16 protein-coding genes and 7 pseudogenes are annotated in these 26,129 nt (G+C 39.9%); 7 read left to right on the forward strand and 16 right to left on the reverse strand.

The window, feature by feature from the left end; translation table 11 throughout:
- Positions 1–3: 3 nt before the first annotated feature.
- The 6 genes and pseudogenes from ctaD to BTN49_RS04825 all read right to left on the reverse strand — a co-directional run bounded on the left by ctaD (position 4) and on the right by BTN49_RS04825 (position 4,867).
- Positions 4–1,581, reverse strand: a complete 1,578-nt coding sequence (ctaD, locus tag BTN49_RS04805; protein ID WP_097356232.1) for a cytochrome c oxidase subunit I — start codon at positions 1,579–1,581, stop codon at positions 4–6.
- 12 nt (positions 1,582–1,593) lie between these two features.
- The gene (gene coxB / locus BTN49_RS04810; protein ID WP_097356233.1) at positions 1,594–2,742 is read right to left on the reverse strand and encodes a cytochrome c oxidase subunit II; all 1,149 of its coding nucleotides are present in this window, start codon (positions 2,740–2,742) and stop codon (positions 1,594–1,596) included.
- A gap of 267 nt (positions 2,743–3,009) precedes the next feature.
- Complete coding sequence (locus BTN49_RS13870; protein ID WP_158523622.1) at positions 3,010–3,162, reverse strand: hypothetical protein; 153 nt, start codon at positions 3,160–3,162, stop codon at positions 3,010–3,012.
- A 633-nt stretch (positions 3,163–3,795) separates the two neighbouring features.
- A complete protein-coding gene (locus BTN49_RS04815; RefSeq protein WP_097356234.1) occupies positions 3,796–4,047 on the reverse strand; it encodes a hypothetical protein in 252 nt (83 codons plus the stop codon).
- A pseudogene (locus tag BTN49_RS20445) lies at positions 4,048–4,242 on the reverse strand (transposase); the annotation flags it as partial. It lies immediately after the preceding gene.
- A 229-nt stretch (positions 4,243–4,471) separates the two neighbouring features.
- On the reverse strand, positions 4,472–4,867 hold the full coding sequence (locus tag BTN49_RS04825) for a transposase zinc-binding domain-containing protein (protein WP_097356236.1): 396 nt from the start codon (positions 4,865–4,867) through the stop codon (positions 4,472–4,474).
- Positions 4,868–5,092: 225 nt separating this feature from the next.
- Between BTN49_RS04825 and BTN49_RS04830 the strand changes: the two are divergent.
- Positions 5,093–5,327, forward strand: a pseudogene (locus BTN49_RS04830) (transposase); the annotation flags it as partial.
- Between the two features lie 207 nt (positions 5,328–5,534).
- Here BTN49_RS04830 and ubiA read toward each other — a convergent pair.
- Both ubiA and BTN49_RS04840 read right to left on the reverse strand, forming a co-directional pair.
- Complete coding sequence (gene ubiA / locus BTN49_RS04835) at positions 5,535–6,392, reverse strand: 4-hydroxybenzoate octaprenyltransferase (RefSeq protein WP_097356238.1); 858 nt, start codon at positions 6,390–6,392, stop codon at positions 5,535–5,537.
- On the reverse strand, positions 6,393–6,929 hold the full coding sequence (locus BTN49_RS04840) for a chorismate--pyruvate lyase family protein (protein WP_097356239.1): 537 nt from the start codon (positions 6,927–6,929) through the stop codon (positions 6,393–6,395).
- Between the two features lie 152 nt (positions 6,930–7,081).
- Here BTN49_RS04840 and BTN49_RS04845 point away from each other — a divergent pair, with 152 nt between their 5' ends.
- Positions 7,082–7,492, forward strand: coding sequence for a flagellar basal body-associated FliL family protein (locus BTN49_RS04845; RefSeq protein ID WP_097356240.1), 411 nt, complete (start codon positions 7,082–7,084; stop codon positions 7,490–7,492).
- 875 nt (positions 7,493–8,367) lie between these two features.
- Here BTN49_RS04845 and BTN49_RS13875 read toward each other — a convergent pair.
- Positions 8,368–8,508: a hypothetical protein gene (locus tag BTN49_RS13875; RefSeq protein ID WP_158523624.1), complete on the reverse strand. Its 141-nt coding sequence runs from the start codon at positions 8,506–8,508 to the stop codon at positions 8,368–8,370.
- A 43-nt stretch (positions 8,509–8,551) separates the two neighbouring features.
- Between BTN49_RS13875 and BTN49_RS17470 the strand changes: the two are divergent.
- Positions 8,552–9,503, forward strand: a pseudogene (locus BTN49_RS17470) (IS982 family transposase).
- Here BTN49_RS17470 and BTN49_RS17475 read toward each other — a convergent pair.
- The 4 genes and pseudogenes from BTN49_RS17475 to gorA all read right to left on the reverse strand — a co-directional run.
- Positions 9,441–10,275, reverse strand: a pseudogene (locus tag BTN49_RS17475) (IS5 family transposase); the annotation flags it as partial. The pseudogenes BTN49_RS17470 and BTN49_RS17475 overlap by 63 nt on opposite strands.
- Before the next feature lie 98 nt (positions 10,276–10,373).
- Positions 10,374–12,437 (reverse strand): glycine--tRNA ligase subunit beta, encoded by a 2,064-nt coding sequence (glyS, locus tag BTN49_RS04865; RefSeq protein WP_097356243.1) that lies wholly within the window; start codon positions 12,435–12,437, stop codon positions 10,374–10,376.
- A 1-nt stretch (position 12,438) separates the two neighbouring features.
- Complete coding sequence (gene glyQ, locus BTN49_RS04870) at positions 12,439–13,374, reverse strand: glycine--tRNA ligase subunit alpha (protein WP_394336639.1); 936 nt, start codon at positions 13,372–13,374, stop codon at positions 12,439–12,441.
- An 837-nt stretch (positions 13,375–14,211) separates the two neighbouring features.
- The gene (gorA, locus tag BTN49_RS04875) at positions 14,212–15,570 is read right to left on the reverse strand and encodes a glutathione-disulfide reductase (RefSeq protein WP_097356244.1); all 1,359 of its coding nucleotides are present in this window, start codon (positions 15,568–15,570) and stop codon (positions 14,212–14,214) included.
- An 823-nt stretch (positions 15,571–16,393) separates the two neighbouring features.
- Here gorA and BTN49_RS22010 point away from each other — a divergent pair.
- Positions 16,394–16,861 (forward strand): annotated as a pseudogene (locus BTN49_RS22010) (transposase); the annotation flags it as partial.
- Between the two features lie 847 nt (positions 16,862–17,708).
- A complete protein-coding gene (prlC, locus tag BTN49_RS04890) occupies positions 17,709–19,754 on the forward strand; it encodes an oligopeptidase A (protein WP_097356247.1) in 2,046 nt (681 codons plus the stop codon).
- Positions 19,755–20,448: 694 nt separating this feature from the next.
- Here the strand turns inward: prlC and BTN49_RS20450 are convergent.
- The 3 genes and pseudogenes from BTN49_RS20450 to rhlB all read right to left on the reverse strand — a co-directional run.
- Positions 20,449–20,833 (reverse strand): annotated as a pseudogene (locus tag BTN49_RS20450) (transposase); the annotation flags it as partial.
- Positions 20,834–20,853: 20 nt separating this feature from the next.
- Positions 20,854–21,716: pseudogene (locus BTN49_RS22015) on the reverse strand (IS982 family transposase).
- A 359-nt stretch (positions 21,717–22,075) separates the two neighbouring features.
- A complete protein-coding gene (gene rhlB / locus BTN49_RS04900; RefSeq protein ID WP_097356248.1) occupies positions 22,076–23,329 on the reverse strand; it encodes an ATP-dependent RNA helicase RhlB in 1,254 nt (417 codons plus the stop codon).
- A gap of 367 nt (positions 23,330–23,696) precedes the next feature.
- On the opposite strand from rhlB, the gene trxA reads away from it, so the two are divergent.
- Both trxA and rho read left to right on the forward strand, forming a co-directional pair.
- Positions 23,697–24,023 (forward strand): thioredoxin TrxA, encoded by a 327-nt coding sequence (trxA, locus tag BTN49_RS04905; protein ID WP_097356249.1) that lies wholly within the window; start codon positions 23,697–23,699, stop codon positions 24,021–24,023.
- Positions 24,024–24,211: 188 nt separating this feature from the next.
- Positions 24,212–25,477, forward strand: a complete 1,266-nt coding sequence (gene rho / locus BTN49_RS04910; RefSeq protein WP_199399388.1) for a transcription termination factor Rho — start codon at positions 24,212–24,214, stop codon at positions 25,475–25,477.
- The last annotated feature ends 652 nt before the right edge of the window (positions 25,478–26,129 follow it).

The raw sequence follows: 26,129 nt of genomic DNA on the forward strand, positions 1-26,129 counted from the left end.
CCCTCAGTCTATTTTCGGTGGCCTTGAAAAGGTGTGATATGGCGCTGGAGATGCAATTTCCCACTCTAACCCTTCTGCACCTTCCCACGGTTTTGCTAGTGCAGGCACACCACCACGGACACATTTAACGACAACCACCAAGAAAAATAATTGTGAAAAGCCAAAAAGAAAAGCACCAACACTAACAATGGCGTTAATATCTGCAAATTGCAACGCATAGTCAGGGATCCGACGTGGCATCCCAGCCAGTCCCAAAAAATGCATAGGGAAAAAAAGGATATTGACGGAAATCAGCGAACACCAGAAATGCCACGAAGCCAGATTGGTGTCATACATGTACCCAGTCCACTTGGGTATCCAGTAATAAACCGCCGCAATAATGGAAAAAACAGCGCCAGTTACCAGAACATAATGGAAATGAGCCACCACAAAATAGGTATCGTGGTATTGAAAATCTGCTGGAATTATTGCCAACATTAAGCCGGAAAAACCACCTATCGTAAACAGTATGATGAACGTAAGTGCAAACAACATTGGTGTTTCAAAGGTCAACGCACCTCGCCACATGGTTGCCACCCAGTTAAATATTTTCACACCCGTCGGTACCGAGATTAACATGGTACAATACATAAAGAACAATTCAGCGAACACTGGCATGCCTGTAGTAAACATATGGTGTGCCCACACGACAAAGCTCAACCCCGCAATGGATGCAGTGGCATATACCATTGATACGTACCCAAATAGTTTCTTACGAGAAAACGCAGGAACAATAGCAGATACAATACCAAAACTTGGCAAAATCATAATATATACTTCTGGATGACCAAAAAACCAAAAAATATGTTGAAACATCACTGGATCACCGCCACCAGCGGCCTCAAAAAATGAGGTATCAAAATATTTATCGGTTAAAACCATGGTAACGGTACCTGCCAACACTGGCATAACGGCAATCAGTAAAAATGCAGTAATAAACCAAGTCCAAACGAATAACGGCATTTTCATATACGTCAAACTAGGAGCTCGTAGGTTCATAATGGTCACAATAATATTGATTGCACCCATGATTGAACTCATCCCCATGATATGAATACTGAATACAAACAATGCGGTGCTGTCCGGTGAATATACAGTAGAAAGTGGCGCATAAAAGGTCCAACCGAAGTTGGGACCACCCCCTTCCATAAACAGAGAGCCCAAGAGTATCAGGAAGGCAAACGGTAGAATCCAAAAACTCCAGTTATTCATTCTCGGAAATGCCATATCAGGTGCACCGATCATCATTGGCACCATCCAGTTTGCTAGGCCAGTAAAAGCAGGCATCACCGCACCAAAGACCATGATAAGACCATGCACCGTTGTCATTTGGTTAAAGAAATTAGGTTCTATCAATTGTAATCCTGGCTGAAACAATTCAGCACGAATGATTAGAGCCATCACGCCACCAATTAGGAACATGACGAAACTGAAAACTAAATACAGAGTACCAATATCTTTATGGTTGGTGGTAAACAGCCAACGCACCCAGCCGTTGAACTTACAATCGTGTTCAACCTCAACTGGTATCACTTCTGTCATTAAAGTTTCTCCTTAAAGACCGCTACCCTTTAGAATTGCATTGATGTCAGCAATTTGAATTGTATCATTCGTGTTATTCCCCCAAGCATTTCGTTCATACGTGATCACAGCTGCCAATTCTTTCAATCCTAACTGTGAACCAAATGCTTGCATGGCTGTGCCCTCTTTACCGAATATGACAATATTAAGATGATCCATCAAGCGGTCTGGATTGACTACAATGTCTGAATTAGCTAACGCTGGGAACATACTTGATAAACCAAGACCGTTAACTTGGTGACATCCTGAACAATGGCTTTTATATACTTCTTCTCCTAACGCCATCAGTTCATTCATTCCCATGTCTATTCCCAGTGACTTTTGTTCTTCTTCACGAATCCTTGCTTGAACCGATACCGTTTCCTTCACCCAGACATCAAACTCTTCGGAAGACTTCGCAATTACTACAATCGGCATAAAACCATGAGCCTTCCCACACAATTCCGCGCACTGACCACGATAGATACCTGGCTTATCGATTTTGGTCCACGCTTCATTAATAAAGCCTGGGTTTGCATCTTTCTTTACAGCAAAGGCAGGAACCCACCACGAATGAATCACATCTTCAGATGTGATAAGGAAACGAATTTTTTTTCCAATAGGAAGTACCAGAGGACGATCAACTTCTAGCAAGTAATTTTCGCGTTTTTTATGTTTACCATAGATTTGCGCAGGAGAAGATGCTAACAGTGAAAAATAATTAATGTCCTGATCGAAATAGCGATAATGCCACTTCCACTGAGAACCCGTCACTTGCACTGTGATATCAGGCTCTGAGGTGTCTTCCATAGCCAACAATACTCGAGATGCAGGTATTGCCATCCCAACCAAGATAACAATCGGAATAAGCGTCCAAATAACTTCTACTTTGGTACTTTCGTGGAAGTTAGCGGCAACCGCACCTCTAGATTTTCTATGATAAATTATCACCCACAACATGGCACCAAACACCACAATACCGATGACAATACATATATAAAGAATCATCATGTGAAGATCATAAACTTGACCACTGATGTTAGTCACACCTTTGGTGAGATTTAATGACAATGAACTTTCTGATGCAAAACCAATGGAGGATGGAAATAAAACGAGTGTAAGTAGAAGTTTTCGAATTATCACCGGAACCCTCTCAAAATAACCACATATGACATTACGTCATATAAAAGCGATCAATAAGCAAATAGCAATTATCAGTTCGTACATACATAAAGCTAGGCAATGAATCCCAAAAGAACAAAAAATGTACAGTTAAATACGTCGAAACTTGGAACCCACCACGAAATCAGAGGTAAAATAAGAGTAGATTATAGGGTCAGTACAAAATAAAAAGAGATGCTACATTAGCATCAAGAGGTATGAATAGCGGGTTGATAGCACGATACTTGCCTACTTAACTTGGGTTGTACACAAGAAATGAACTAAATGCCAACGTCGCAATCTGAGAGCTATAGTGATTTCTAGTGTATGGGTAGGAAATAATGCGGTGTAGCCTGTTGATTGATCTTGCCAGATCAACAACCAACAAGGAATATACTGCATGAACAATAATCATAACGTTACTGAGCTTTATAAACTATAAAACCCGCTTAATGAACTGCTGAAACAAAGCGCACAGCAGTTGTTGCTTCAAGCTATAGAAGCCTAGGTTCAATCCTAGATTGATAATTTTACATCACTCCAAGCTAACGGAAAGCAGAGAGTGGTTCGCAATGGCTATTTGCCTGTGCGGTACCTACAAACTAGATTCGGCGACATTACCGTCAAAGTTCTAAAGGTTCGAGATATAAAATCAATCATATTTCCACTTCCACTGACCACGCGTTTTATAGCCATGAATGCTAGGATGACATCTTTAATATTCCACATCGAAATACAGTCGATTCGCGTCTATCACGTCAAGCATTTTTGATGCGAGTCGTTCCTTCGTTTTGTTGCTATAGTGAATTATAATGGCTTCTAAGGGGTGATTAGCGTATATCCAATCTCAAACACCCAAACCAATACCCGTGGTATCAATACCGATGTGCGTCACATTATATCGCATACAAACAGCATCTATCTAGCTCAATTGATATGGAAAATTGAGTCCTCACCAATAGTGTTTTTCTAGAATCCTAGAACAGTCAGATTCTGCAAAAAGCGGAGCGATAATAAGAACAAAAAACATATCAATTAACCCCTATCGGAAGCAAATAATTCGAAGAATACACCATGCTTGACGTGGGTGAACTGAACCAATGCCATCCCTCTCCCACAAAATACACATTTTAAGGGATTACGAGCTGCTACCTCTTCGAAAAGCTCTACATAACTAATACGTTTGGTCCCGCTAATCATTCCATCCACAAAGTCTCCTGCTGCCATCGCTATCACTTCATACCACTGATTAAAGCTCGCTGGCGCTTGAAGGCCATCATATCTCATTCATTGAAATCCTTTAGGAAAAATGTACCAAACTAACCTGCCAACAAATACCTGAGCATCCACTCTCTTATACGTTTTCAACTTCGTTTTATGTGATTGATAGTAATAGCTGACTTGATGACGGTCATACCCAACTATTCTAGATAAGCCTATCAGCGGGAATGACAAATAGTTGGTTAGGTATCGTATTAACCCTTGGTAGCTTTTACGTGGAACTTTATTTTACGACCATTGTCAAGATGGTCATAAAAACCATCAGGGTAATTAGCCCATAAGATTCTAATCACATATTGACTCGCCGAAAACTCCATCTCCATTAACTTCAGTAAGTATTTTTGCCAAAGTAATCGTAGCTGAGATAACAATAAATGTTGAAACCCTTTCCAGTCCTAGTTTGAAGGAAAAAATGCACCTTCAGCCAGTATCACATGTAAATGCGAGGATAGTTGCCATTACAACTATAGGTCTGGATGAAAACCATGCCGGTAATTTCACACGAATCTATCTTAAAGTGCGCCTGAATAAACTCTGATAAGCAGGCTTCCGCCAAGAGCATAAACCCAGAGTACAAACGTTTCTTATTGGAGTGATTATGGAAATGAATACGAAATTGCTTAGGAAATATTAAGACAACTTGCCGATAGCTCACTTTAAGCAACAAGCAGACATTTTTTTTGATCATACTCTCCCGTGCATAACTCTTTCCACATTGCAGACAAGCTTTCCCTTTACAACTAAAGTTAACTTTATGTTGCTCTTGACCGAAACTCAAGCATTGGTAAGTGCCAAAGCCATGTTCTGAGCTTCCACACTTTAGCATCTTAGCGATTTATAAATGATAATAATCAGTTTTATATCTGGGATGATCGGATACTAATATAGCCCAATGCGTAGTGAAAATACGTTTAAAGCGAAGCAGCTTCGATTTGATACCTTGAAATGCATTCATACCTTTTATTTGTTTAATCGTGCTCTGTATATCACAGAAAGGGAAATGCCTTAAACCCCTCCACATATAGTTTCTGGGAGGAAATTCCTAGGTAAAATGAAATCCAAAGTGATGAAACGTTGGGAGCTCTTGATGCTCCGAAAACGATTTATTATTAAAACTGTTTTTGACCAACTAGAAAATATATCCCAAATCAAGCATTCTCAGCACCGTAATTCTATCAGAATTATGGTCAACTTGTTGGCTAAACACTCATCGCGTATTCATTTCAACCAAAGAAATGAGTATTAAGATGACTCGGATTTATAAACAAGCTCTTACGCAGATCTGAGATTATCATAGGGATCTTCTTGGACTCGTTACAAAGCACTTCTCATATAAAGAATTCACGGTACCAAAATCTTATTGACTTTATGAGCAACCTGCTTGCAAGGGTTTTCCAGTTGATCCTTACTTTCTATTTCAATGTCTTGGGTTTCGACGATTAATTCTTCGATGAGATCTGTTGTAAATGCTCGGTTCCTTCACTACTCAAGCATCACAATAAAACACTTACACACACACCAATAGAAATCCACATACCAACATAGTTGTTGTTCAAGAAGGCTTGGAAACACACATCACGGTCTCGACTTCGAACCAACCATTGCTGGTAGACAAACAAAGAAGATACCATCAATAAGCAACAATAGTAGAAGATGGCCAGATCACTCAGGTACCCTACCAAGACAAGCAATAGTACCGTCACTAGCTGTAGTACCCCGATCGCCACTTTATCAAAACGCCCAAATAATATTGCCGAAGATTTAACACCAACTTTTACATCATCATCAGAATCGACCATAGCATAAAGAGTATCGTACGCGACAGTCCATGCCACATTGGCCAAGAATAAAATCCAAGAGACTGGTGATACTTCACCTGTTTGCGCGGCATACGCCATCGGGATTACCCAACTAAATGACATCCCAAGCATCAACTGTGGCATATGAGTATAGCGTTTCATGTAAGGATAGACAGCCACAAAGATAAGAGCAATGACTGAGAGCTGAATAGTTAGCGGATCCAGCGTCAATACCAGTAAGAATGAGCATAAAACCAAAAAGGAAAACAACCACAACGCCTCTTTAGTCGTCACTTTACCTGACGGAAATGGACGGGACTTAGTTCGTTTTACATGTTTATCGAAGTCACGGTCCGCAAAATCATTGATGACACAGCCAGCCGCTCGCATCATCACCACACCAAGTAAAAACACAACCAACACATGCGGATTAGGGAATCCATCTGCCGCGAAAAACAAAGCCCACATCGTAGGCCACAGCAGCAAAAAGCTGCCAATGGGTCGATCCATTCTCATCAATTGCCAAAACACTCTTACCTTCGCCATATCCATCTAGCAATTTCCATGATAGATTGGTGCCTGAGGTAAGAATAGTTCAGATACCAACATAGGTTTATTATTGGCCCAAAGTCTAGAGCGACGCGCCAGCAGTGTTTTTCCCTCAATCACTACGGTTGCTACTTCAATTTCATCACGACGCGCATTAGTCCGGCTAAAAACTCGCTGACCCAGTGGTACAGCACCCAAATACACAATGTCTTCTTCTTGTTCTGTCAGAGTTGACATAGGTACCAAGGTGCGAGCATATAACCATGGCATATTATCGCCAGAGAGCAAAACTTCACGCACAAAACACGCTTCATTGCCCAACAAACTACGTTCACTCTCCGTCAGTACATTCACTTCACATTGATGCAACCCCAGCACATTTACATCCAGTGTTACGCAGCAACATTTCAAACGATCAGTCATTGAATGAAGCTCCCGCAACCATTCACTTTGTGTTGTTGTTTCCAGTTGTTGCCGATCCAAGGCTTTCCAATTTGCACTCATCAAGGCTGACATGTGTAGTAGTCTGAAATTTAACATTTTTTCCTGACAAATAGCAGAAAATATAAAATTTCGTCAAACTTACGAATAATGAGTAAAATTACTAATGTGCTATTTTACAGAGTTGTTCATTATTACATGTAAGTAAACGAGCAGAAGAGATTTAATTAATCTGGAGTATATCAAGAATCATGCATAAAAATAGGATCGCACTTTTCACATTACTCATGGCACTGTTAGTCTCTTTTCCTTCTACAGCAAAGAGTGATGAAGAAGTTATACCATACAGCTACTTTACCCTTGAGCCTGAAATCACTACCAACTTTATTACAGGAAATCAGAAGCTCGGATTTATCAACGTGAGGATTAATCTGATGGTCGATGACCCTTCACTCATACAGTTACTTAAATACCACCAACCATTAATACGCGACACAATTATAGGCTTGCTAAGTCAAGAACATATGGCGCAAATACAATCTCTATCAGGACGTGAAGCAATTCGTAATAACTGTTTGGAAAAAGTTAACGCATTGCTATTAGCAGAAACAAATCAAAAGGTATTAATAGACTTACTTTTTACAAAATACTTGTACCAATAAGCACATCATTCTAAAAAAGCGTACTCTTGTATTTGTACGCCTTTTCCTGTTTTCGTATCTCAATCACTCTAACTCTATACTTATACATTGAGCTTATCTATTCAGTAATTTCTGTATAATGCATTTGAATACACCACGTTGCCACTTTTAGCACAGTTAAAGCCACAAAATAATTATAGATACATAGAAAACTCTTCATCTAAATCCAATATTCCTTGGTCACCAAATATTCAACTGCTCCTTGCATCAAACCTGTATCAAAGTCATGACTGAAGTAGGTATATACATTGGGATACGCAAGCCATATTCTGTTCATTTACCATAGATCGGCACTATACCTAATCAACCTGAAGACTAAGGTTTAAATGTCTGAAATTTATCGTTTATTCGAGATATCAAAGAGTTTCCAATATCTGAAAAAAGTACAGTGTAAAATTGATCAAGGGCTTCTTTCAGATTGCGTTTATTGTTAAAGTAGACACCATTCATCACCTTCCCCTGAATTCAGATAATAACTTCGACACCTATCATCTCGTTTAGAAGAGGAAACAAAACACTGAAAACGATACGCTCTTCTCTTCCAAGAAACAAGCAAGACTACCCTGAATTATAAACAGTTTACCACTGGTGGAAGAGATTTCATTGTGATCAATTTGGAACAAATAATTCCAGTATCAAATATCGCAGAGACAATTAAGTTCCATTTTTCCTCAGTCTAACTAAGACTGAGATGATACCATCATAACAGCGCTTATTACCCTAAAATTGCTTAAGATCTATCGACGGATAATCGCAAGCAAGCAAAAACAAGATACCAACGATATTATTGATTAAATCAGGCCTATCACGCACTGATACCAAGCTTCTTTACAGTCTTAATTTGTCTGCTGGTAAACAGGAATACCAAGTCTTATAACTTTGTTCATCGATTTTTCATTTGCCCACGCTTCACTAATTTGAGCATTGTAATTAACCTGAGCTACGCATAAGAAAAAAACTAAATCCCAAAGTTGCAATCTGATCGTTTAAAAAAACTATTGATTGCACAAGGACTTGTGCATGAATAACTTAGACGTTGTTTTCAGCGATGTCTACAACTTCTGTCAGACTTTCCTCTTTGTATGGGAAAACAGTTGATTTCTTCTGGTATCAAACAAAGAAACAAGCCTTCTCGCCTCTCAGTTAGCGAAGTGATGACGATAGTGATAGCTTTCCATCAATCGGGGTATCGAGACTGCAAAACCTATTAAATCCACTTTGTTTATCGCTATCTTACCAACGAATTTCCTGAATTATTTTGCTATACGAGGGTGCTGAAGCTCATACAAGATGTTCTGGTTTCGCTTTGCTCTTACCTCACTCATCATCAGGCAATGCTGACAGAGATTTACCTTCGTTGATTCGTCCAAGCTACAGGCTTGTCACAACCTACGCATTCTCAGACATCAGGTGTTTAAAGGTACCGCGAAGCGAGGAAAAGGAACGATGGGGTGGTTCATACGGTTACAAATTAGACCTTATTATCAATGATCAAGGTAGCATTATCTCAGTCAAAGTGACGACGGCTAACGTGGATGATAGAAAGCCTATATCGTAAATGGTTGATGAGATTTTTGGGTGTTTATACTGAGATAAAGGTTATATCTCTAATCCATTGGAATGGGAGCTTGTAGACAAGGGAGTGACACTGATAACGGGTATAAAAAACATGAAACCCAAAGTGATGAAACTTTGGAACCACCCGATACTCCCGAAACAATTTATTATTGAAACCGTTTTTGACCAACTAAAAAACATATCCCAAATCAAGCATTCTCGGCACCGTAATTATATCAGCTTTATGGTTAACTTGCTGGCGGGGCTTATTGCGTATTGATTTCAACCAAAGAAACCGAGCTTGAAGATGACTAGGTTTGATAAGCAAGCGTTTATGCAGATCTGGAGGTTAATTACGAAGAGTGAGTTTAGAGCTGAGCAACTGTTTATAGCAAAACATTGCTGTTTCTGCTAATGAGAGTGTATTATAATCACTGTTCTTTTTCCACTCCGATAGTCTATCCTCTTTCAACGCCTTTACAGCATCCATTTCTAGGATGCCCTTCCGCCCTTCCTACCAGTACTCCGCTTTACTTCTCGGTGGAATAGTAGGCGTTATTCATTTGTTCTTCAATACGTGGTGACATGCTCTTGTATCATAAATTCCATCAGCACTGACTTGCTGTATCTTTCGTCGTAATGGGTTAAGCAATACAGGTAAGACCTTATTATCACCCACAAAAACTAGGCTAACTTCTGCAGCAATAAGTTCATAAGTAGACAAATCAACGGCAAGATGAAGTTTGTGCCAGATACGCCGCTTCTCCTTACAGTGTTTACAAATTTTCCAGTCACCTTCGTCGTATACCTTTAGGCTTGTGGCATCAATAACGACATGAGCGACAGCTTCTCAACTCGGAAAACGGTACTTAACTTTTACGGTCTTCGAATACATTACTCATGCAGGTGTATGTAGGAGATTTCAGTGGAACATTCATCAACGGAAAAAACGAATTGAGAAAATCTTCTAATCCATGAAGAGGGAGCTTAAAAATACCTCTTACCATCAGTGCCGTTTCAATCATGATATCCGGAAATATAAACCCAAGGCCATGATGACCATGATGCTTTAGACAATACCATGCCTTAATGGCCACGTCGTTTATCCAAACAGTTACTGAGCCTCAGTTTACTAATACTTGATTATATCGTTTCCAGTTGCTAATCTTGTGCTTGGCCTTTCCCATCATCACCTCCCGCTTAACTCCATGCTGATATGAATCGTAGGAATTGCAATTAATTTAGATATTTGGAAAACAACGCCCTTCGTAAATATAAATCAGTTTTATTTTTGGAGCAGAGAAATATCAGCGACATTCATAAATTGGCTACGCAGGAGATGTAGAAGTGCGAGGCGGTTTGCCTTTAATGTTTCATCTTCAACCATAACCATGACATTATTAAAGAATGTATCGACAGGCTCACGCAAACCAGCTAATTGTATTAGTATCGTTTTGTAATCGCCTGCTACAAGTAGAGGTGCAAGTCTTTCGACTAGTGCCGTCACTTTTCCAGCTAGAGCTATTTCAGCATCTTCTATTAGCAGTGATGTATTGATATATACTGGGAGTATACCGTCGAATTTAGCTAGAATATTAGCGACTCGTTTATTGGCAGCGGCTAGAGATTTAGCTGCATCTAATGAACGGAAGTGTGAAACTGCTTGTACTCGTTGGTTAAAATCTGCCGGTTTGGTAGGGCGACGCGCTAGCACCGCTTGAATGACATCGACACTGTGCCCTTCATCCTGATGCCAAGCAAGGAAGCGACCTAGTATAAACTCGATAACATCAGGCTCAATGTTGTTTGTCAAACGGTCACCAAACAAAGATTGAGATTTCGCAACCAAAGAAACCAAGTCTAAGTCATAACCATATTCAACGATGATACGAAGCACACCTAAAGATGCCCGACGCAATGCGAAGGGATCGGAACCTTTAGGGGCTTGTCCAATACCAAAAATACCTACGATCGTGTCCAGTTTATCAGCTAATGCTATAACCGCTGAAACACCCTTGCTTGGTAACTTGTCACCTGAGAAACGTGGCATATATTGCTCGCTTAAAGCAAGGCTGACTTCTTTGTCTTCGCCATCACGACGTGCATAATGCATACCCATAATACCTTGGGTATCTGTAAACTCAAATACCATTGATGTCATCAGGTCGCATTTAGAAAGCAGAGCGGCACGTTTTGATTTCTCGACGTCTGCTTCAATTTTATCAGCGATATAGCCTGCCAATTGAGTAATGCGATCGGTTTTGTCTTTAATGGTACCTAGCTGTTCATGAAATATAGCTGTTTCCAGTTGGGGTAAGCGATCAACTAAGGGACATGTCAAGTCTGTATTAAAAAAGAATTCTGCATCGGCAAAACGTGCACGTACAACTTTTTCATTACCTTCAATAACGTGGCATGGTTCTTTAGACTCAATATTTGATACAAAAATGAAGTTAGGAAGTAGTCGCTTGTCCTCACTATAAATAGGGAAGCACTTCTGATCCCCCTTCATGGTATAAACAAGGGCTTCTGAAGGTACTTTTAAAAATTTTTCTTCAAAGGTTGCAGTTAGTATAACTGGCCATTCAACCAATGAGGTGACTTCTTCGACTAAAATATCATCTATATCGGCGATGCCGTTAACTAGGAATGCCGCTCTCTGTATAGCTGCGATGATTAACGTTTTACGCTCATCATAATCTGCTATAACTTTACCTCGTTCTTTTAAAATAGAGGGATATTGATCGGCATGGTCGATGATAAATTCGGCTTCACCCATAAAGCGGTGACCACGGATAGTGCGGCTTGAAGCAGCACCTAAAATACTACCTTTAATAAGCTCTTCACCCATAAGTACGGTCAAAGTTTTTACTGGACGGATAAATAGGATGTCTTTATCACCCCACCGCATTGGTTTTGTAATTGGAAGATTAACTAATGCATTATTAGCTAGAGAAACTATTATGTTTTTGGTTATTTTGCCTTTTACTTCCTGCTTGAAGAACAACCATTTTCCTTGGTCTGTTACAAGACGTTCCGCTTGTTCAATAGTAATACCGTTCATGAGTGCCCAGCTTTTTGCCGCCTTAGTCGGTTTGTCATTAGCATCAAATGCAATAATTATTGAGGGACCACGCTTCTCAACCAACTTGTCTGGTTGCTGTTCAGCCAATGCTATTACCTTTAATGCGAGACGGCGAGGTGTTGCATACCAAGTAATATATTCATGCGTAAGTTCTGCATTTATTAATTCTTGTTTGAAGTTTGCTGCGAACGATTCTGCCAGAGTACGCAGATGTTTTGGTGGTAGTTCTTCCGTACCTAACTCTATCAGAAAATTCTTAGCCATCTTACTTATTTTCATCCTTTTTAGGTACGCGGTTCTTCAACATTGGGAAACCAAGGGCTTCACGTGATGCATAGTAGGCTTCAGCAACTAACTTGGTCAGTTTACGAATACGCAAAATATAGCGTTGACGCTCAGTCGTAGAGACAGCTTTACGTGCTGTCAAAAGGTTAAAAGCATGACTCGCTTTTAGAATGCGTTCATAGGCGGGCAATGGGAGCCTATTTTCAAGGTTAAGTAGATATATACATTCTTTCTCACACTGATCGAAATAGCTGAACAAAAAGTTCACGTCAGCATGCTTGAAGTTGTACATCGAGTGTTCAACCTCATTTTGGTGGAAGATGTCACCATAGGTAATTTTACCTAATACACCATCAGACCACACCAGATCATATACAGAGTCAACTCCCTGGATGTATAGAGCCAGACGTTCAAGACCGTAGGTTATTTCTCCAGTTATTGGGTTACATTCAATACCACCAACTTGTTGGAAATAAGTGAACTGGGTCACTTCCATTCCATTCAACCACACTTCCCAACCAAGACCCCAAGCACCAAGTGTTGGATTTTCCCAGTTATCTTCTACGAAGCGTACATCATGTACTTTTGGATCGATACCCAATACCAACAGTGAATTCAGATACAATTCTTGAATGTTGTCTGGTGATGGCTTGATAATAGTTTGGAACTGGTAGTAATGTTGCAGCCGATTAGGGTTTTCTCCATAACGCCCATCAGTCGGGCGACGTGACGGTTGAACATAAGCTACTGCGATTGGCTCAGGGCCGATTGCTCGCAAACACGTCATAGGGTGAGATGTGCCAGCCCCTACCTCCATGTCAAGCGGTTGTACGATAGCGCAACCTTGTTGCGCCCAGTAATCCTGTAGTGAGATGATTATATCCTGAAACGTTCTAACGTTAACTTTATGTATCATTGGGTTCGTGCGATCTTTTTATGTAAAATGGTTGACGATTATAACGCGCTAGACGAGGGATAAGTAGTGCTGGTAGCTGTTATCTGTTTATTGAGATAAAAGGAGAGCTAACATTGTTATTATAATATTCATAAAGGGTATGAATTCTAATATGTATTCAGGAAAAATGAATCGTATCAGGGGAGTAGATGATGCGTCATCGAGTATATTATCAACGTAATTGTTACTTAATTTTATCAAATATCTGTAAACATAACTTCATAGAAAGGATGACTTATATTTAGGGGAGTTATCGAATCCAGTGACACATCCAGTGACACATTAAACTTTGAATTCAGATAATAACTGCCAAGACTATTAGTCTAATGTATAAAATGAAGAAAACTACCTAAAATAGTAGGCTCTTCTCTCCAAAGGAACAAGTAGTACTACCATTAATTATCAGTGCTTGCTATCTGGAAGATAGCTACCAAATTGCAACTATTTTAGAATGTGTAATTCCATATTTTTAATATTACAAAAGATAATCAATTTTCATCATTTTTTAGTTTGTAGGAACTGAAAAGTATTGCAATACTGGTATTATTACCCTAAAGTTGCTTAAGCTCTATCGACGAATAATCACAAGAAAGCAAGCAGATATAAGATACCTACAGATCAAATATCTTTGGTTTATTTCTTGTGTGCAGCTCAAGTTAAATTACATAGAATAAAGAATGCCCAAAACTTAGAATAAAGTTATAAGACTCTATATAACTATTCGACAGAAGACAAATTAAGATCATAAAAAGATTTAGATCAGTGCGTTATGGGAATGATTTGATTAACCATGCCATACTAACACGTAAGAGTCACGAATTCCTCGGAGCCTGTTGGATGAATCGCAACGACACTGTCGAAGTCTGCTTTTTTTGCACCCATCTTCATGGCAACGCCAAAGCCTTGGATCATCTCATCGACTGCAAAACCTATACCATGTAGACCTACTATGATCTCTTCTCTACCTATGCAAACCAGCTTCATTCTGCAGGGCTGGCGATGCCTAGTGATAGCAGTATACATAGCGGTAAAGTCTGTTGTATATACAGTCACATTCTTATCACCATATTGCACTTTAGCTTCTGGCTCAGTCATGCCAATGGTGCCGATAGGCGGGTGGCTGAATACAACCGTTGGAATAAGGCTATAATCCATTTTCGCATTAGTTTTTCCGTTGAATAAACGCTCAGATAATTGCCGACCCGCTTTCACGGCTACAGGCGTAAGTTCAACACCGCCTGCCATGCTATCACCGATACAGTAAATGCCCACTACATTAGTGTTCTGAAATTCATCGACTTTGATGTAATCGCGATCCGTTGTTTCGACACCCGTTGCTTCTAAATTGATTTTTAGGGTGCTTGGCTTACGCCCAATCGCCCATATGAGTATGTCAGTGTTGTGAGTTTCACGGTTTTTAAAGTGTAGGGTCACGCTTCCGTCCTTCTCTTTCAGCACTTTCTTAGGGGTTGAATGTGTGTGTAACTGAGGACCTTCTTTTTTCATTACTTCAACTAGGGTATTAATTATCATTGGGTCGAAGTTGCGGATCGGTGAATCTTTACGCACGAATAGGTGTGTTTCAGTTCCAAGGGCATTGAGAACCCCAGCAATTTCAGTCGCAATGTATCCAGCGCCCACAACAGCTACACGCTTAGGTTGCTCATTCAGCGCAAAAAAACCGTTTGAATCGATACCGTTCTTTGCACCGAGAATTGACGGAATTATGGGTTCACCTCCAACCGCGATTAAAATGTGATCAGCAGTAAATATTTCACCGTTAACTTCAACACTTTTGGCATCAACGAAAGTAGCGAAACCTTGAATCACTTCGATGTTGTTTTTGTTGAATATATTTTTGTAAGAGGTATGGATCCGCTTAATATAGGCTTCTCTATTTGTAACCAGTTTCGCCCAATCAAATTTATTAATTGTAAGGTCAAAGCCGTAATCAGAGCTATATAGCTTGATTGCTTCTGCGACTTGTGCCCCATACCACATTATTTTCTTCGGTACACAGCCTACGTTGACACAGGTTCCACCAAGATGGCGAGCCTCAATAATTGCTACCTTTACGCCATACATTGCAGCGCGGTTTGCTGATGCAATACCGCCGCTTCCCGCACCAATACAAATATAATCAAAGTGCTTTGCCATTTTTTCTCCTGTAACCTATATAATGCATAGTCAAGGCTCTTATCAGATCCGACATATTTTGCCTCCTATCTTCAGTTTTTCGTATTTAATAGATTGTTATTCTCGTAGCATGTTTATTGTTACAGAGTGTATCATTATAGCTATCTTTGATGTTAAACGTTCTTTTTTATCACACAAAAACGGTCAAAATCAAGGTATCAGCTTGGGTGGACACCTAAGCTACCGTTGCAGATCATGTTGACGAACCTTCCAGCTTGAATATACCTACACGACTTATTAGGAGGGAAGAACAAAAGCCATATCAATTAACCACTATTGGAAGCAAATAAATCGAAGAATACACCATGCTTTGGGTCGGAGAGACGAACCAACTCCATCCCTCTCCCACAAAACACACATTTCAAGAAATTACGACCTGCTACCTCTTCGAAAAGTTTTACTATAGCTGATACGTTTGGTGTAGCTCATCATTGCATCCACCAAATCTCCTGCTGCCTTCGCTATCACTTCATACCACTTATTAAAGCTCGCTGTCTCTTGAATGCTATAACATCTAACTCATTGAAATATATTGTGAAAATCGTGATAAACTGACTTGACAATAAATACACAAGCATCCCCATTTCATACATTTTTAACTTAGTTTTATGTGATTGATAGTAATACCTGACTTGATGACCGTCATATCCAACTATCCTAGATAAGCCTATCTGGGGGATAAAAAAGATTTGCTTAATTTGAGCTGCGCATAAGAAATGAACTAAATGCCAAAGCCGCGATCTGATCGTTTGAAAAAAACTATTGCCTGCATAAGGACTTGGGCATGAATAACTTAGACGCTATTTTCATCGATGTTTATGACTTCTGCCAGATTTTCCTCCCTGCATGGGGAAAATCTCCTTTCTTCCGGTATCCCATAAAAAACAAGCCTTCTCGCCTCTCAGTTAGCGAAGTGATGACAATAGTGATCGCTTTCCATCAATCGATGGAATCGCGACTTTAAAACTTATTACATCCACTTTATTTGCCACTACCTCACCATCAGGTAAGGCCGACAGGGATTTCCTTCGTTGATTCGTCCAAACTACAGGTTTGTCACAACCTACGCATTCTCAAACATCAAGTTTTTAAAGGTACTGCGAAGCGAGGAAAAGGAAAGATGGAGTGGTTCTACGGCTTCAAATTATACCTTATTATCAATGACCAAGGTGGCATTATTTCAGTCAAAGTGACAACGGCTAACGTTGATGATAAACAGCCTGTTTCAGAAATGGCTGACGAGCTTTGGGGGTTATCGCTTATTCATTTCAACCAAAGAAGCCGAACATCAAGATGACTAGGTTTGATAAGTAAACACTTATGCATATCTGAGGTTAAAAAATGATCCCTATTAATGCATTATTCACCGAGCAAAATGGTGCATTTTTCTCAGGTGCAATGCCGAAGTGCAACCATGGCAAACTGTCTTACATTTCACTTTTTAATATCTACGGTAGGTTGATAAGAAACATGTCAAAGGGTGTTTATGCAACGCTTCTTCAGAATCTTGGCAACACCATCTCGCTTTGACGAATTTCACGAAAATCTAATGTAACCTTAGATCTTCATAAGAGAAATTTTTTCAAAAAGAATAATTCAAATTACCAGCTAGTGTGGTTGGGTGCATACCCAAACAACTTAAACATTCAGGTTTCAGAGAGCATTACTAATGTTATAATCAAGGTACCGATTTGTAGGGTGTAGTAAGCTTCTTAAAAGGGCGATCACTCCGAGCATGACGTTAGCAAACTCGCATTACAAGAGAGCATGGTTATGCCAATTCCGTCGTAAAGTCCCCATGAAATGGCCTGATTATCCCTATGAGCATTGACCTCGAACTGAATGTACTGATAGGCTCTGAAATTTAGTCGCTTGTATTGCTTAAGCCATTCAATGATCAAGTTTTAAACAATATTCTTGACGACATTAGCGTGGTTTCTAGTGTGAAATCTATACCGATAACTGAGCATGGTATGCTCTGATAAAAATAAAGAAAATAGCGAACATTATTGCGGATTGTGAGATAAAACACAGTATCAACCTTGAAAATCTATCTATTTGCCTTCATAAATAAAAGAAACAATGAAAGGATAAGTGTGATGTATAATCCACTGTTGTCGTGGAGTGATTTGCCGTCATTTTCTAAAATTAAGGCAGAGCATGTACAACCTGCGGTTGAAAAGACCATTCTTGCTTGCCGTACAGCAATTAAGGAGGTGTTAGAAAATAACATCGATCCAAGCTGGGATTCAGTTTGCGTACCTCTAGCAGAAAGTGATGATATTTTGAGCCGTATTTGGTCGCCAATCGAGCATATGAATGCGGTGGTTAATAGCAGAGTGTTACGTGATGCATATGAAGTATGTCTGTCACTGTTGTCAGATTACACTACATGGGTAGGCCAGTATAAGCCACTTTATGACGCATACAAAGCAATCAAAGTACGTGATGATTTCCAATCGTTGTCTGTTGCTCAGCAGAAAAGTGTTATTGACGCGTTACGGGACTTTGAGCTTTCTGGTATTACCCTAGGGTTGAAAGAACAACACCGTTTTGGAGAAGCCAGTAAGCGCTTATCGGAGCTTTCATCGACGTTCTCTAACAATGTACTCGATGCTACTATGGGCTGGAATAAACACATTACAGATAAAAATATGCTGGTTGGTATACCTGAATCGTCGTTATCGGCGTTAGCTGCCCAAGCAAAAACCAAAAAACTGGATGGTTGGTTACTAACGTTAGATTTTCCGTCTTATTTACCTGTAATGACCTATTGTGACAATCGTCAATTACGTAAAGAAATGTATAAAGCCTACTATACGAGGGCGTCTGATCGTGGTCCAAATGCGGGGAAGTGGGATAATACAGATCTCATCAATGAAATATTACAATTGTCGCATGAAATCGCTCACTTACTAGGTTATGCGAGCTATAGTGAACTGTCGTTGTCGACTAAAATGGCGTCGACAACTGATCAAGTACTGACATTCTTGAATGAAATGGTAGAAAAGGTACATCCACAAGGTGTTCAAGAATTCGAAGAGCTGCGACAGTTCGCCAACGATAACTTTGGTGTAAACAAACTTGAAATGTGGGATATGACGTTCTATTCAGAGAAACTCAAACAGCATCAATACACTATTTCTGACGAAGAGATACGACCCTATTTCCCTGAAAAGAAAGTGGTCGCCGGTCTATTTGAAGTGGTGAAGCGCGTGTTTGGTGTGGTAGTAAAACGTCGATATGGTGTGGAAGTGTGGAATGAATCAGTGTCTTTTTATGACATTTTTGATGATGCTGGCAGTCTACGTGGAAGTTTTTATCTTGATCTTTACGCACGTGAACATAAGCGGGGGGGAGCATGGATGAATGAGTGCCGTGTGCGTCGCGTGACGGCATCTGGGGATTTGCAAAAACCAGTTGCCTATCTAACCTGCAACTTCAACATACCCATTGATGGTAAACCTGCGCTATTTACCCATGATGAAGTGGTCACTTTATTCCATGAATTTGGTCATGGTCTTCACCACATACTGACACAAGTGGATGTGTCTTCGGTATCTGGTATCAATGGTGTCCCATGGGATGCGGTTGAGGTGCCAAGTCAGTTTCTTGAAAACTGGTGTTGGGAAAAAGACGCACTGGCGTTTATCTCTGGTCACTACGAGACAGGTGAGCCTTTACCGCAAGATATGCTGGATAATATGTTGTCGGCGAAGAACTTTCAATCTGCAATGGGCTTATTACATCAATTGGAATTAAGCTTGTTTGACTTTTCATTGTTTACCCAATTTGATCCAGAAGAAGGAGCAAACGTATTGGAAACATTGGCAAACGTGAGAAGTCGTGTAGCCGTGATGACTTCGCCTGAGTGGAAGCGCTTCCCACACTCGTTCAGCCATATATTCGCGGGTGGTTATAGCGCAGGCTATTACAGTTATCTATGGGCAGAAGTATTATCATCTGATGCATTTAATCGCTTCGAGGAAGAGGGTATCTTCAATACTGAAACAGGTCTGTCGTTTCTAGAAAACATTTTAGAACGTGGTGCCAGCGAAGAACCGATGGTGCTATTCCAACGTTTCCGTGGTCGAGAACCTTCACCTGATACACTACTTCGTCATCGTGGTATCACAGAGAAATAATCCGCGCTGCAATAAAAAATAGCAAGTAACATGTTGTTTTTTATTTATTAAAAAATATAACGCCCCGTTGAGTGGGCGTATCTCGACGTTGTGCTTATTAAAGCCAGCTCAGCGGTCATCAGTGGGTTTTCTAAGTATCCACCAGAGTGCGCCAAGTGTCATTTCTATAGAGGGCTTCATGCTTTCACGCAATTCTGCTTCTGTTCTAAGTATATATCCCTATTACAGACTAGGTAAACTAGGGAAAGATCACTAAGATTTACTGTGTCATTAAAACCTTAGTTTTTCATTCAAAAGACGATTCTGATCTTAGTACTATTATTGGTTAAAGTTGTTGCCAATGATCGTGATGATCATGTTTGAACACTTCTCTGTTATTAAGAACTTACGTAAAACATGAAAAATAAACTACAAATTCTCCTGTTAACCGTTTGTTGTATTATTAAGAGCAGTAAGGGTTGGAAAAAAATAAAAGAGTTCAGTGCCGATTATCTCGATCGGCCTCAAGAGGTATGGCGCTTTTCATTGTGGTAACCCTTTTCACGATATAATCGCACGTATTACTAGCCAAATACATCCTCGCCAGTTTTATGGCTGCCTTATCGATTGGATTGATGAGTTGTCAGGGCATTATTGGTTAAATTAGGCCTATAACGAACTGATCCCAACATTTATTACAGTCTTAATTTATTTGCTAGCGAACAGGCATACCGAATCTTATAACTTTGTTCCTAGCTTTCACATTTGCCAGCGCTTCACTAACTTGAGTATCCTAATTATGAAGAATGAGTTTAGGGTTGAGCAACTGTTTATAGCGAAATATTACTGTCTCTGCTAATTAGGATTTGTTATAACCCTTGCCCTTGCTCTTTTCCACTCCTCGAATTTATCCTCTTTCAACGCCAGCACAGCTTTATTTCTAGGATGCAATTCTTCCCAGTACCCCGCATTGCTTTGAGGTGGAATACTTGGCGTTATATTTTGTTTTTAAGTACGTGGTGACACGCTCTTGTATCATAGGCTATATCAGCACTCACTTGCTGTATCTTTCGTCGTAATGGGTTAAGCAAGGTAGGTAACCTCAGATCTGCATAAGCGCTTACTTATCAAACCTAATCATCTTGATGCTCAACTTCTTTGGTTGAAATCAATACGCGATGAGCTCAGCCAGCAAGTTGCCCATAAAGCGGATACAACTACGGTGCCGTAGAATGCTCTATTTGGGAGTATGTTTTTTAGTTGTTCAAAAACAGTTTAAATAATAAATCGTTTCCAGAAGATCAGGCGGTCCTAAAGTTTCATAACTTTGGGTTTCATATTCTTTTTCACACCCATTATCAGTATCACTCCCTTGTCTACGAGTTCCTGCTCTAATGGACTAAAGAGATAACCTTTGTCTCTGTGTAAACACCCCCAAAGATCGTCAGCCATTTCCGGTAAAATCTTTTATCATCCACGTTAGCCGTCATCACTTATGACTAAAATAATACCGATCATTGATAATAAGGTATAATTTGAAGCCATAGAACCAGCACATCGTTCCTTTTGCTCGTTTCTCGGCACCTTTAAAAAACGGATACCTGAGAATGCATAGGTTCTGTTAAATCTGTAGCGTGGACGAATAAATGAAGGCAATCCCTGTCGGCCTTGACTGACGGTGAGTGAGGTAAGAGCAAAGCGGAACCAGAACACATTGCATGCGTTTTAGCATTCTCGTGTAGCTGACTAATTCAGGAAATTTGTTGGTGAGGTAGCGGCAAATAAAGTGGATGTAATAGATTTTGAAGTCTTGATATTAAGATTGATGGAAAGCTATAACTATCGACATCACTTCGCTAACTGAGAGGCGATAAATCTTGTTTTTTATTTAATACCGGAAGGAATTAGGTATTTTTCCCATGCAGGAAGGTAAGTCTAGCAGAAATCGTCGACATCAACGAAAATAGCGTCTAAGTTATTCATGCCCAAGTCTTTCTGCAGTCAATAGTTTATTTCAAACAATCAGATCACGACTTTAGCGTTTAGTTCATTTCTTATGCGCAGCTCAGCTTAAATACATGACCGATGTTGAGTTCAACAATTCTCACATGCTGATTATTTTTTAAGTTGCGCTCAATGTGCAAATAGAGGTAACAATAAAACGCAATAAACACCGTATCGCAGATATGAAATAACAAATATCACCTAAGTCATGAGGTAATGCAATGTGGTTAGTATTGCTCAACCCTCTTTTAGCAGAGGGTTTGTAGTACAGTGGCAACATCCATATTATCGCATTCCTTAATGCTTTATTCGTTGTTGTCTGAGTTAATATAACGTGGTTATCTTCGAGTTTTACCTGTTGTGTTACGAGGACCATTTACTTTACGTGACCGATTTATTTTAAGTGGCGCCGGTAGTTCTGTGAGCAACGCCTTTTTATCATATTCTGATACTGGAATAGAGTGCTGAATGTACTCCTCAATGCTAGGCAGGTTTACCGCATAATCTTCACATGCAAGGCTGATGGAAGAGCCACTGGATCCTGCACGACCTGTACGGCCAATACGGTGTACATAGTCCTCAGAGTCCTCAGGCAAATCATAGTTGAATACGTGGGTTACTTTAGGAATATGTAGGCCACGTGCGGCGATGTCTGTCGCAACTAAAACGTCGACATTACCTTTCGTGAATTCTTCTAGGATCTTAACACGCTTTTTTTGTGGTACGTCACCTGTCAACAAGCCCGCACGGATGTTGTCTGCTGCTAAATGCCCCCAGATGTCTTCACAGCGATGTTTGGTGTTTGCGAACACAATCGCTCGCTCTGGCCACTCTTCTTCGATGAGTGTTTGTAGCAAACTCATCTTGTCCATGTTAGATGGGTAGAATAACTCTTCTTTTATGAGGTGGCCGGTTTTCTGGTTAGGTTCGACTTCAACACGCACAGGATTGATCATGTGTTCAAACGCTAATTCTTGCACACGGTAAGATAGAGTGGCAGAAAATAGCATATTTAGACGCGCCGATGGCTTAGGCATACGGCGTAATAAAAAACGGATGTCTTTAATAAAACCGAGGTCAAACATACGGTCAGCTTCATCAAGAACCACTGCTTGGATTGCACTTAAGTCAAAAACTTTGTGCTTGTAGAAATCGATGATACGACCACAGGTACCAATTAGAATATCAACACCTTCTTCTAGTAATTTTTGCTGTTGTTCATAAGCTTCACCACCATAGGCGAGAGCAGCTTTTATCGAGGTTGCATCTGATAATGGAGCTGCATCGTTATAAATTTGAATTGCAAGTTCACGTGTTGGTGCAATGATAATTGCGCGTGGGCAGTTTTTCTTACGGTTAGCAGATGTCTCCGTGGTTAATATGTGATGAAAAGTGGCAGTCAGGAAAGCTAGTGTTTTACCCGTACCCGTTTGAGCCTGCCCTGTAACGTCTTGGCCGGTGAGCAGGACCGGCAATGCCAAAGCTTGAATAGGGGTACAATATTTAAACCCTTTCTTATCCAAACCCTTAATTACATCGGTGTGAAGACCGAAATCGGCAAATTTCTGCTCTGTGAGATGTGTCATTTTCATTCGTATAGAATATCAGCTTAGGCTTGCAATACGATAGTGAATACATTCAAATAGTACGATGATTTATTGGTTATACCCAAACAACTTGAAAATTCAGGTTTCAGCGAGCTTTACTTCTGTCATGATGTAAGGTCTCATTTTATAGTTGTAGAGGCTTTAATGACATAGAGCAAGGTGTCAGCAAACTCGCCTTATGAAAGGGTATTGTTCTGCCAATTTTGTTGTTAAATCCTCGTGAAATAGTCTGATTATGCCTATCTGCATTTGCATTGGCCTGAACACACTTAAGACCTATGAAATCTAGTATATTTAAATTGTTTTAGTATAGTGTATGACTAGTAACAGGATACAATCATTGGAGTGGAAAATGAGCAACAAAATTTTACAATTGACTGACGACAGTTTCGAAGTAGATGTTATCAAGTCAGCAGTCCCTGTGTTGGTAGATTTCTGGGCAGAATGGTGTGGTCCTTGTAAAATGATTGCACCAATACTCGAAGAAATTGCTTTTGAATATGAAGAAAAAGTTACTATTGGTAAGCTGAATATCGATCAGAACTCGGGTACTCCACCTAAATTCGGTATTCGAGGTATTCCAACTTTGTTATTATTTAAAGACGGTAGCCTAGTCGCAACTAAGGTTGGTGTACTGTCTAAAACTCAACTGAAAGAGTTCCTAGATGTCAATTTATAATGTAATCTGGAAGCCATGTGCTACTTGAAAGACGACTTAATTTCGCCTATTAGCTAGACAGCTCCCTCATCAGGTGCTAGTTTATTGCACGTAAAGCGATCATATGTTCATTTCTCGATCACACTCTGTGATCTCTTAAACTCAAATTAAATCAGATCTCAACTTTGACTGACAAGACACCTACCACTATGAATTTAACTGAACTGAAGAATCAGACCGTATCAGAGCTGGTCGCCTTAGGCGAAAGTTTGGGCATTGAAAATCTTGCCCGCCTCCGTAAACAAGATGTTATCTTTGCAATTCTTAAGCAACACGCGAAAGGTGGCGAAGACATCTTTGGCAACGGTGTGCTAGAAATTCTTCAGGATGGTTTTGGCTTTCTGCGCAGCGCAGACAGTTCCTATCTTGCTGGCCCAGATGATATATATGTATCACCAAGTCAAGTTCGTCGATTCAATCTACGCACTGGCGACACGATTTCAGGTAAAATTCGTCCACCCAAAGACGGTGAACGTTACTTTGCTCTGCTAAAAGTAAACGAAGTTAACTATGACAAGCCTGATAATGCCCGTAACAAAATCCTGTTTGAAAACCTAACACCATTGCACGCTAATGAGCGTATGGTGATGGAACGTGGTAACGGTTCAACTGAAGATATTACATCTCGTATTCTAGATTTAGCATCACCAATTGGTAAAGGACAACGAGGTCTGATTGTTGCACCACCAAAAGCGGGTAAAACCTTGCTATTACAAAATATCGCTCAAAGTATTGCTCATAACCACTCAGAATGTGTCCTGATGGTTCTGCTGATTGACGAACGTCCAGAGGAAGTAACTGAAATGCAGCGTTTGGTCAACGGTGAAGTTATTGCTTCAACTTTTGATGAGCCAGCAAGCCGTCACGTTCAAGTCTCTGAAATGGTGATAGAGAAGGCCAAACGTTTGGTTGAACACAAGAAAGACGTAGTCATCCTTCTGGATTCTATTACGCGTCTGGCTCGTGCTTATAACACGGTAGTACCAAGCTCTGGTAAAGTTCTGACGGGTGGTGTGGATGCCAATGCCTTGCATCGCCCTAAACGTTTCTTTGGTGCAGCACGTAATGTGGAAGAAGGAGGTAGCCTGACAATTATTGCAACAGCACTAGTTGATACTGGTTCTAAGATGGATGAAGTTATCTACGAAGAATTTAAAGGTACTGGTAACATGGAACTCCATCTATCTCGAAAGATTGCAGATAAACGTGTATTCCCTGCTATTGACTTTACTCGTTCAGGTACCCGTCGTGAAGAACTATTGACTCGTTCAGATGAACTGCAGAAGATGTGGATACTACGGAAGATTGTTCATCCAATGGGTGAAATTGAAGGCATGGAATTCCTTATCGATAAGTTAGCAATGAGCAAGACTAACGAAGAGTTCTTTGAAGCCATGCGTCGTCAGAGATCGTAAGAAAACGTTACACTTTTAATAAAAACACCGCTATGCGGTGTTTTTATATCGGAAGATACATTGGTTAACACTATTATTAGTTGGTAATATTTAGGTCTATTTTTAGGAGACAACTGGCTAGGAACAGTTAATATGTGCTGTACAAAATTCGTTCAATAATGCATATGGAAGCTAAATGAACATAAATACAGGGATACCGTGCTGATGTGATTTATTTACAACTTGTAATATCTAGTTGAAACGGAAAGATCTTGTTTAATTAGCCTAAAAGCATTTTCTACCAAATGCCGATACTTATATAAAGATTGATTTATACCACTTTTATCTATATATCACCCATGCTTTTACTTATAAATCAGGGTATTTCCACTTTAATAAGCTCTACTTTAATAAGCTCTATATATCCTATGAATAACGTGCTGTCAAAACCTTTGTAATCAACTATCTTATTGACTGCAGTAAAAGATCCATTCGGCATTTGAAATGTACAGGTGCTATATCTCAAGTTCCCATCAAAAATTCTAAAAAACATAGTTAACCTCAGATCTGCATAAGTGCTTGTGTAGTCAATAGTTTATTTCAAGCAATCAGATCGTAACTTGGGCATTTAGTACATTTCTTATGTGCATCTCAGGTCAATTAACTTATTATA

The organism is Candidatus Enterovibrio escicola (assembly GCF_002464935.1).
Lineage (GTDB): Bacteria > Pseudomonadota > Gammaproteobacteria > Enterobacterales > Vibrionaceae > Enterovibrio > Enterovibrio escicola.

What these genes read in the sequence shown, in the direction of transcription:
- ctaD (WP_097356232.1), bottom strand. Translation starts at nt 1,581, where the DNA reads ATGACAGAAGTGATACCAGTTGAGGTTGAACACGATTGTAAGTTCAAC.
- BTN49_RS13870 (WP_158523622.1), bottom strand. Translation starts at nt 3,162, where the DNA reads ATGCAGTATATTCCTTGTTGGTTGTTGATCTGGCAAGATCAATCAACA.
- BTN49_RS04815 (WP_097356234.1), bottom strand. Translation starts at nt 4,047, where the DNA reads ATGAGATATGATGGCCTTCAAGCGCCAGCGAGCTTTAATCAGTGGTAT.
- BTN49_RS04825 (WP_097356236.1), bottom strand. Translation starts at nt 4,867, where the DNA reads ATGCTAAAGTGTGGAAGCTCAGAACATGGCTTTGGCACTTACCAATGC.
- ubiA (WP_097356238.1), bottom strand. Translation starts at nt 6,392, where the DNA reads ATGGATATGGCGAAGGTAAGAGTGTTTTGGCAATTGATGAGAATGGAT.
- BTN49_RS04840 (WP_097356239.1), bottom strand. Translation starts at nt 6,929, where the DNA reads ATGTTAAATTTCAGACTACTACACATGTCAGCCTTGATGAGTGCAAAT.
- BTN49_RS04845 (WP_097356240.1), top strand. Translation starts at nt 7,082, where the DNA reads ATGCATAAAAATAGGATCGCACTTTTCACATTACTCATGGCACTGTTA.
- glyS (WP_097356243.1), bottom strand. Translation starts at nt 12,437, where the DNA reads ATGGCTAAGAATTTTCTGATAGAGTTAGGTACGGAAGAACTACCACCA.
- glyQ (WP_394336639.1), bottom strand. Translation starts at nt 13,374, where the DNA reads ATGATACATAAAGTTAACGTTAGAACGTTTCAGGATATAATCATCTCA.
- gorA (WP_097356244.1), bottom strand. Translation starts at nt 15,570, where the DNA reads ATGGCAAAGCACTTTGATTATATTTGTATTGGTGCGGGAAGCGGCGGT.
- prlC (WP_097356247.1), top strand. Translation starts at nt 17,709, where the DNA reads ATGTATAATCCACTGTTGTCGTGGAGTGATTTGCCGTCATTTTCTAAA.
- rhlB (WP_097356248.1), bottom strand. Translation starts at nt 23,329, where the DNA reads ATGAAAATGACACATCTCACAGAGCAGAAATTTGCCGATTTCGGTCTT.
- trxA (WP_097356249.1), top strand. Translation starts at nt 23,697, where the DNA reads ATGAGCAACAAAATTTTACAATTGACTGACGACAGTTTCGAAGTAGAT.
- rho (WP_199399388.1), top strand. Translation starts at nt 24,212, where the DNA reads ATGAATTTAACTGAACTGAAGAATCAGACCGTATCAGAGCTGGTCGCC.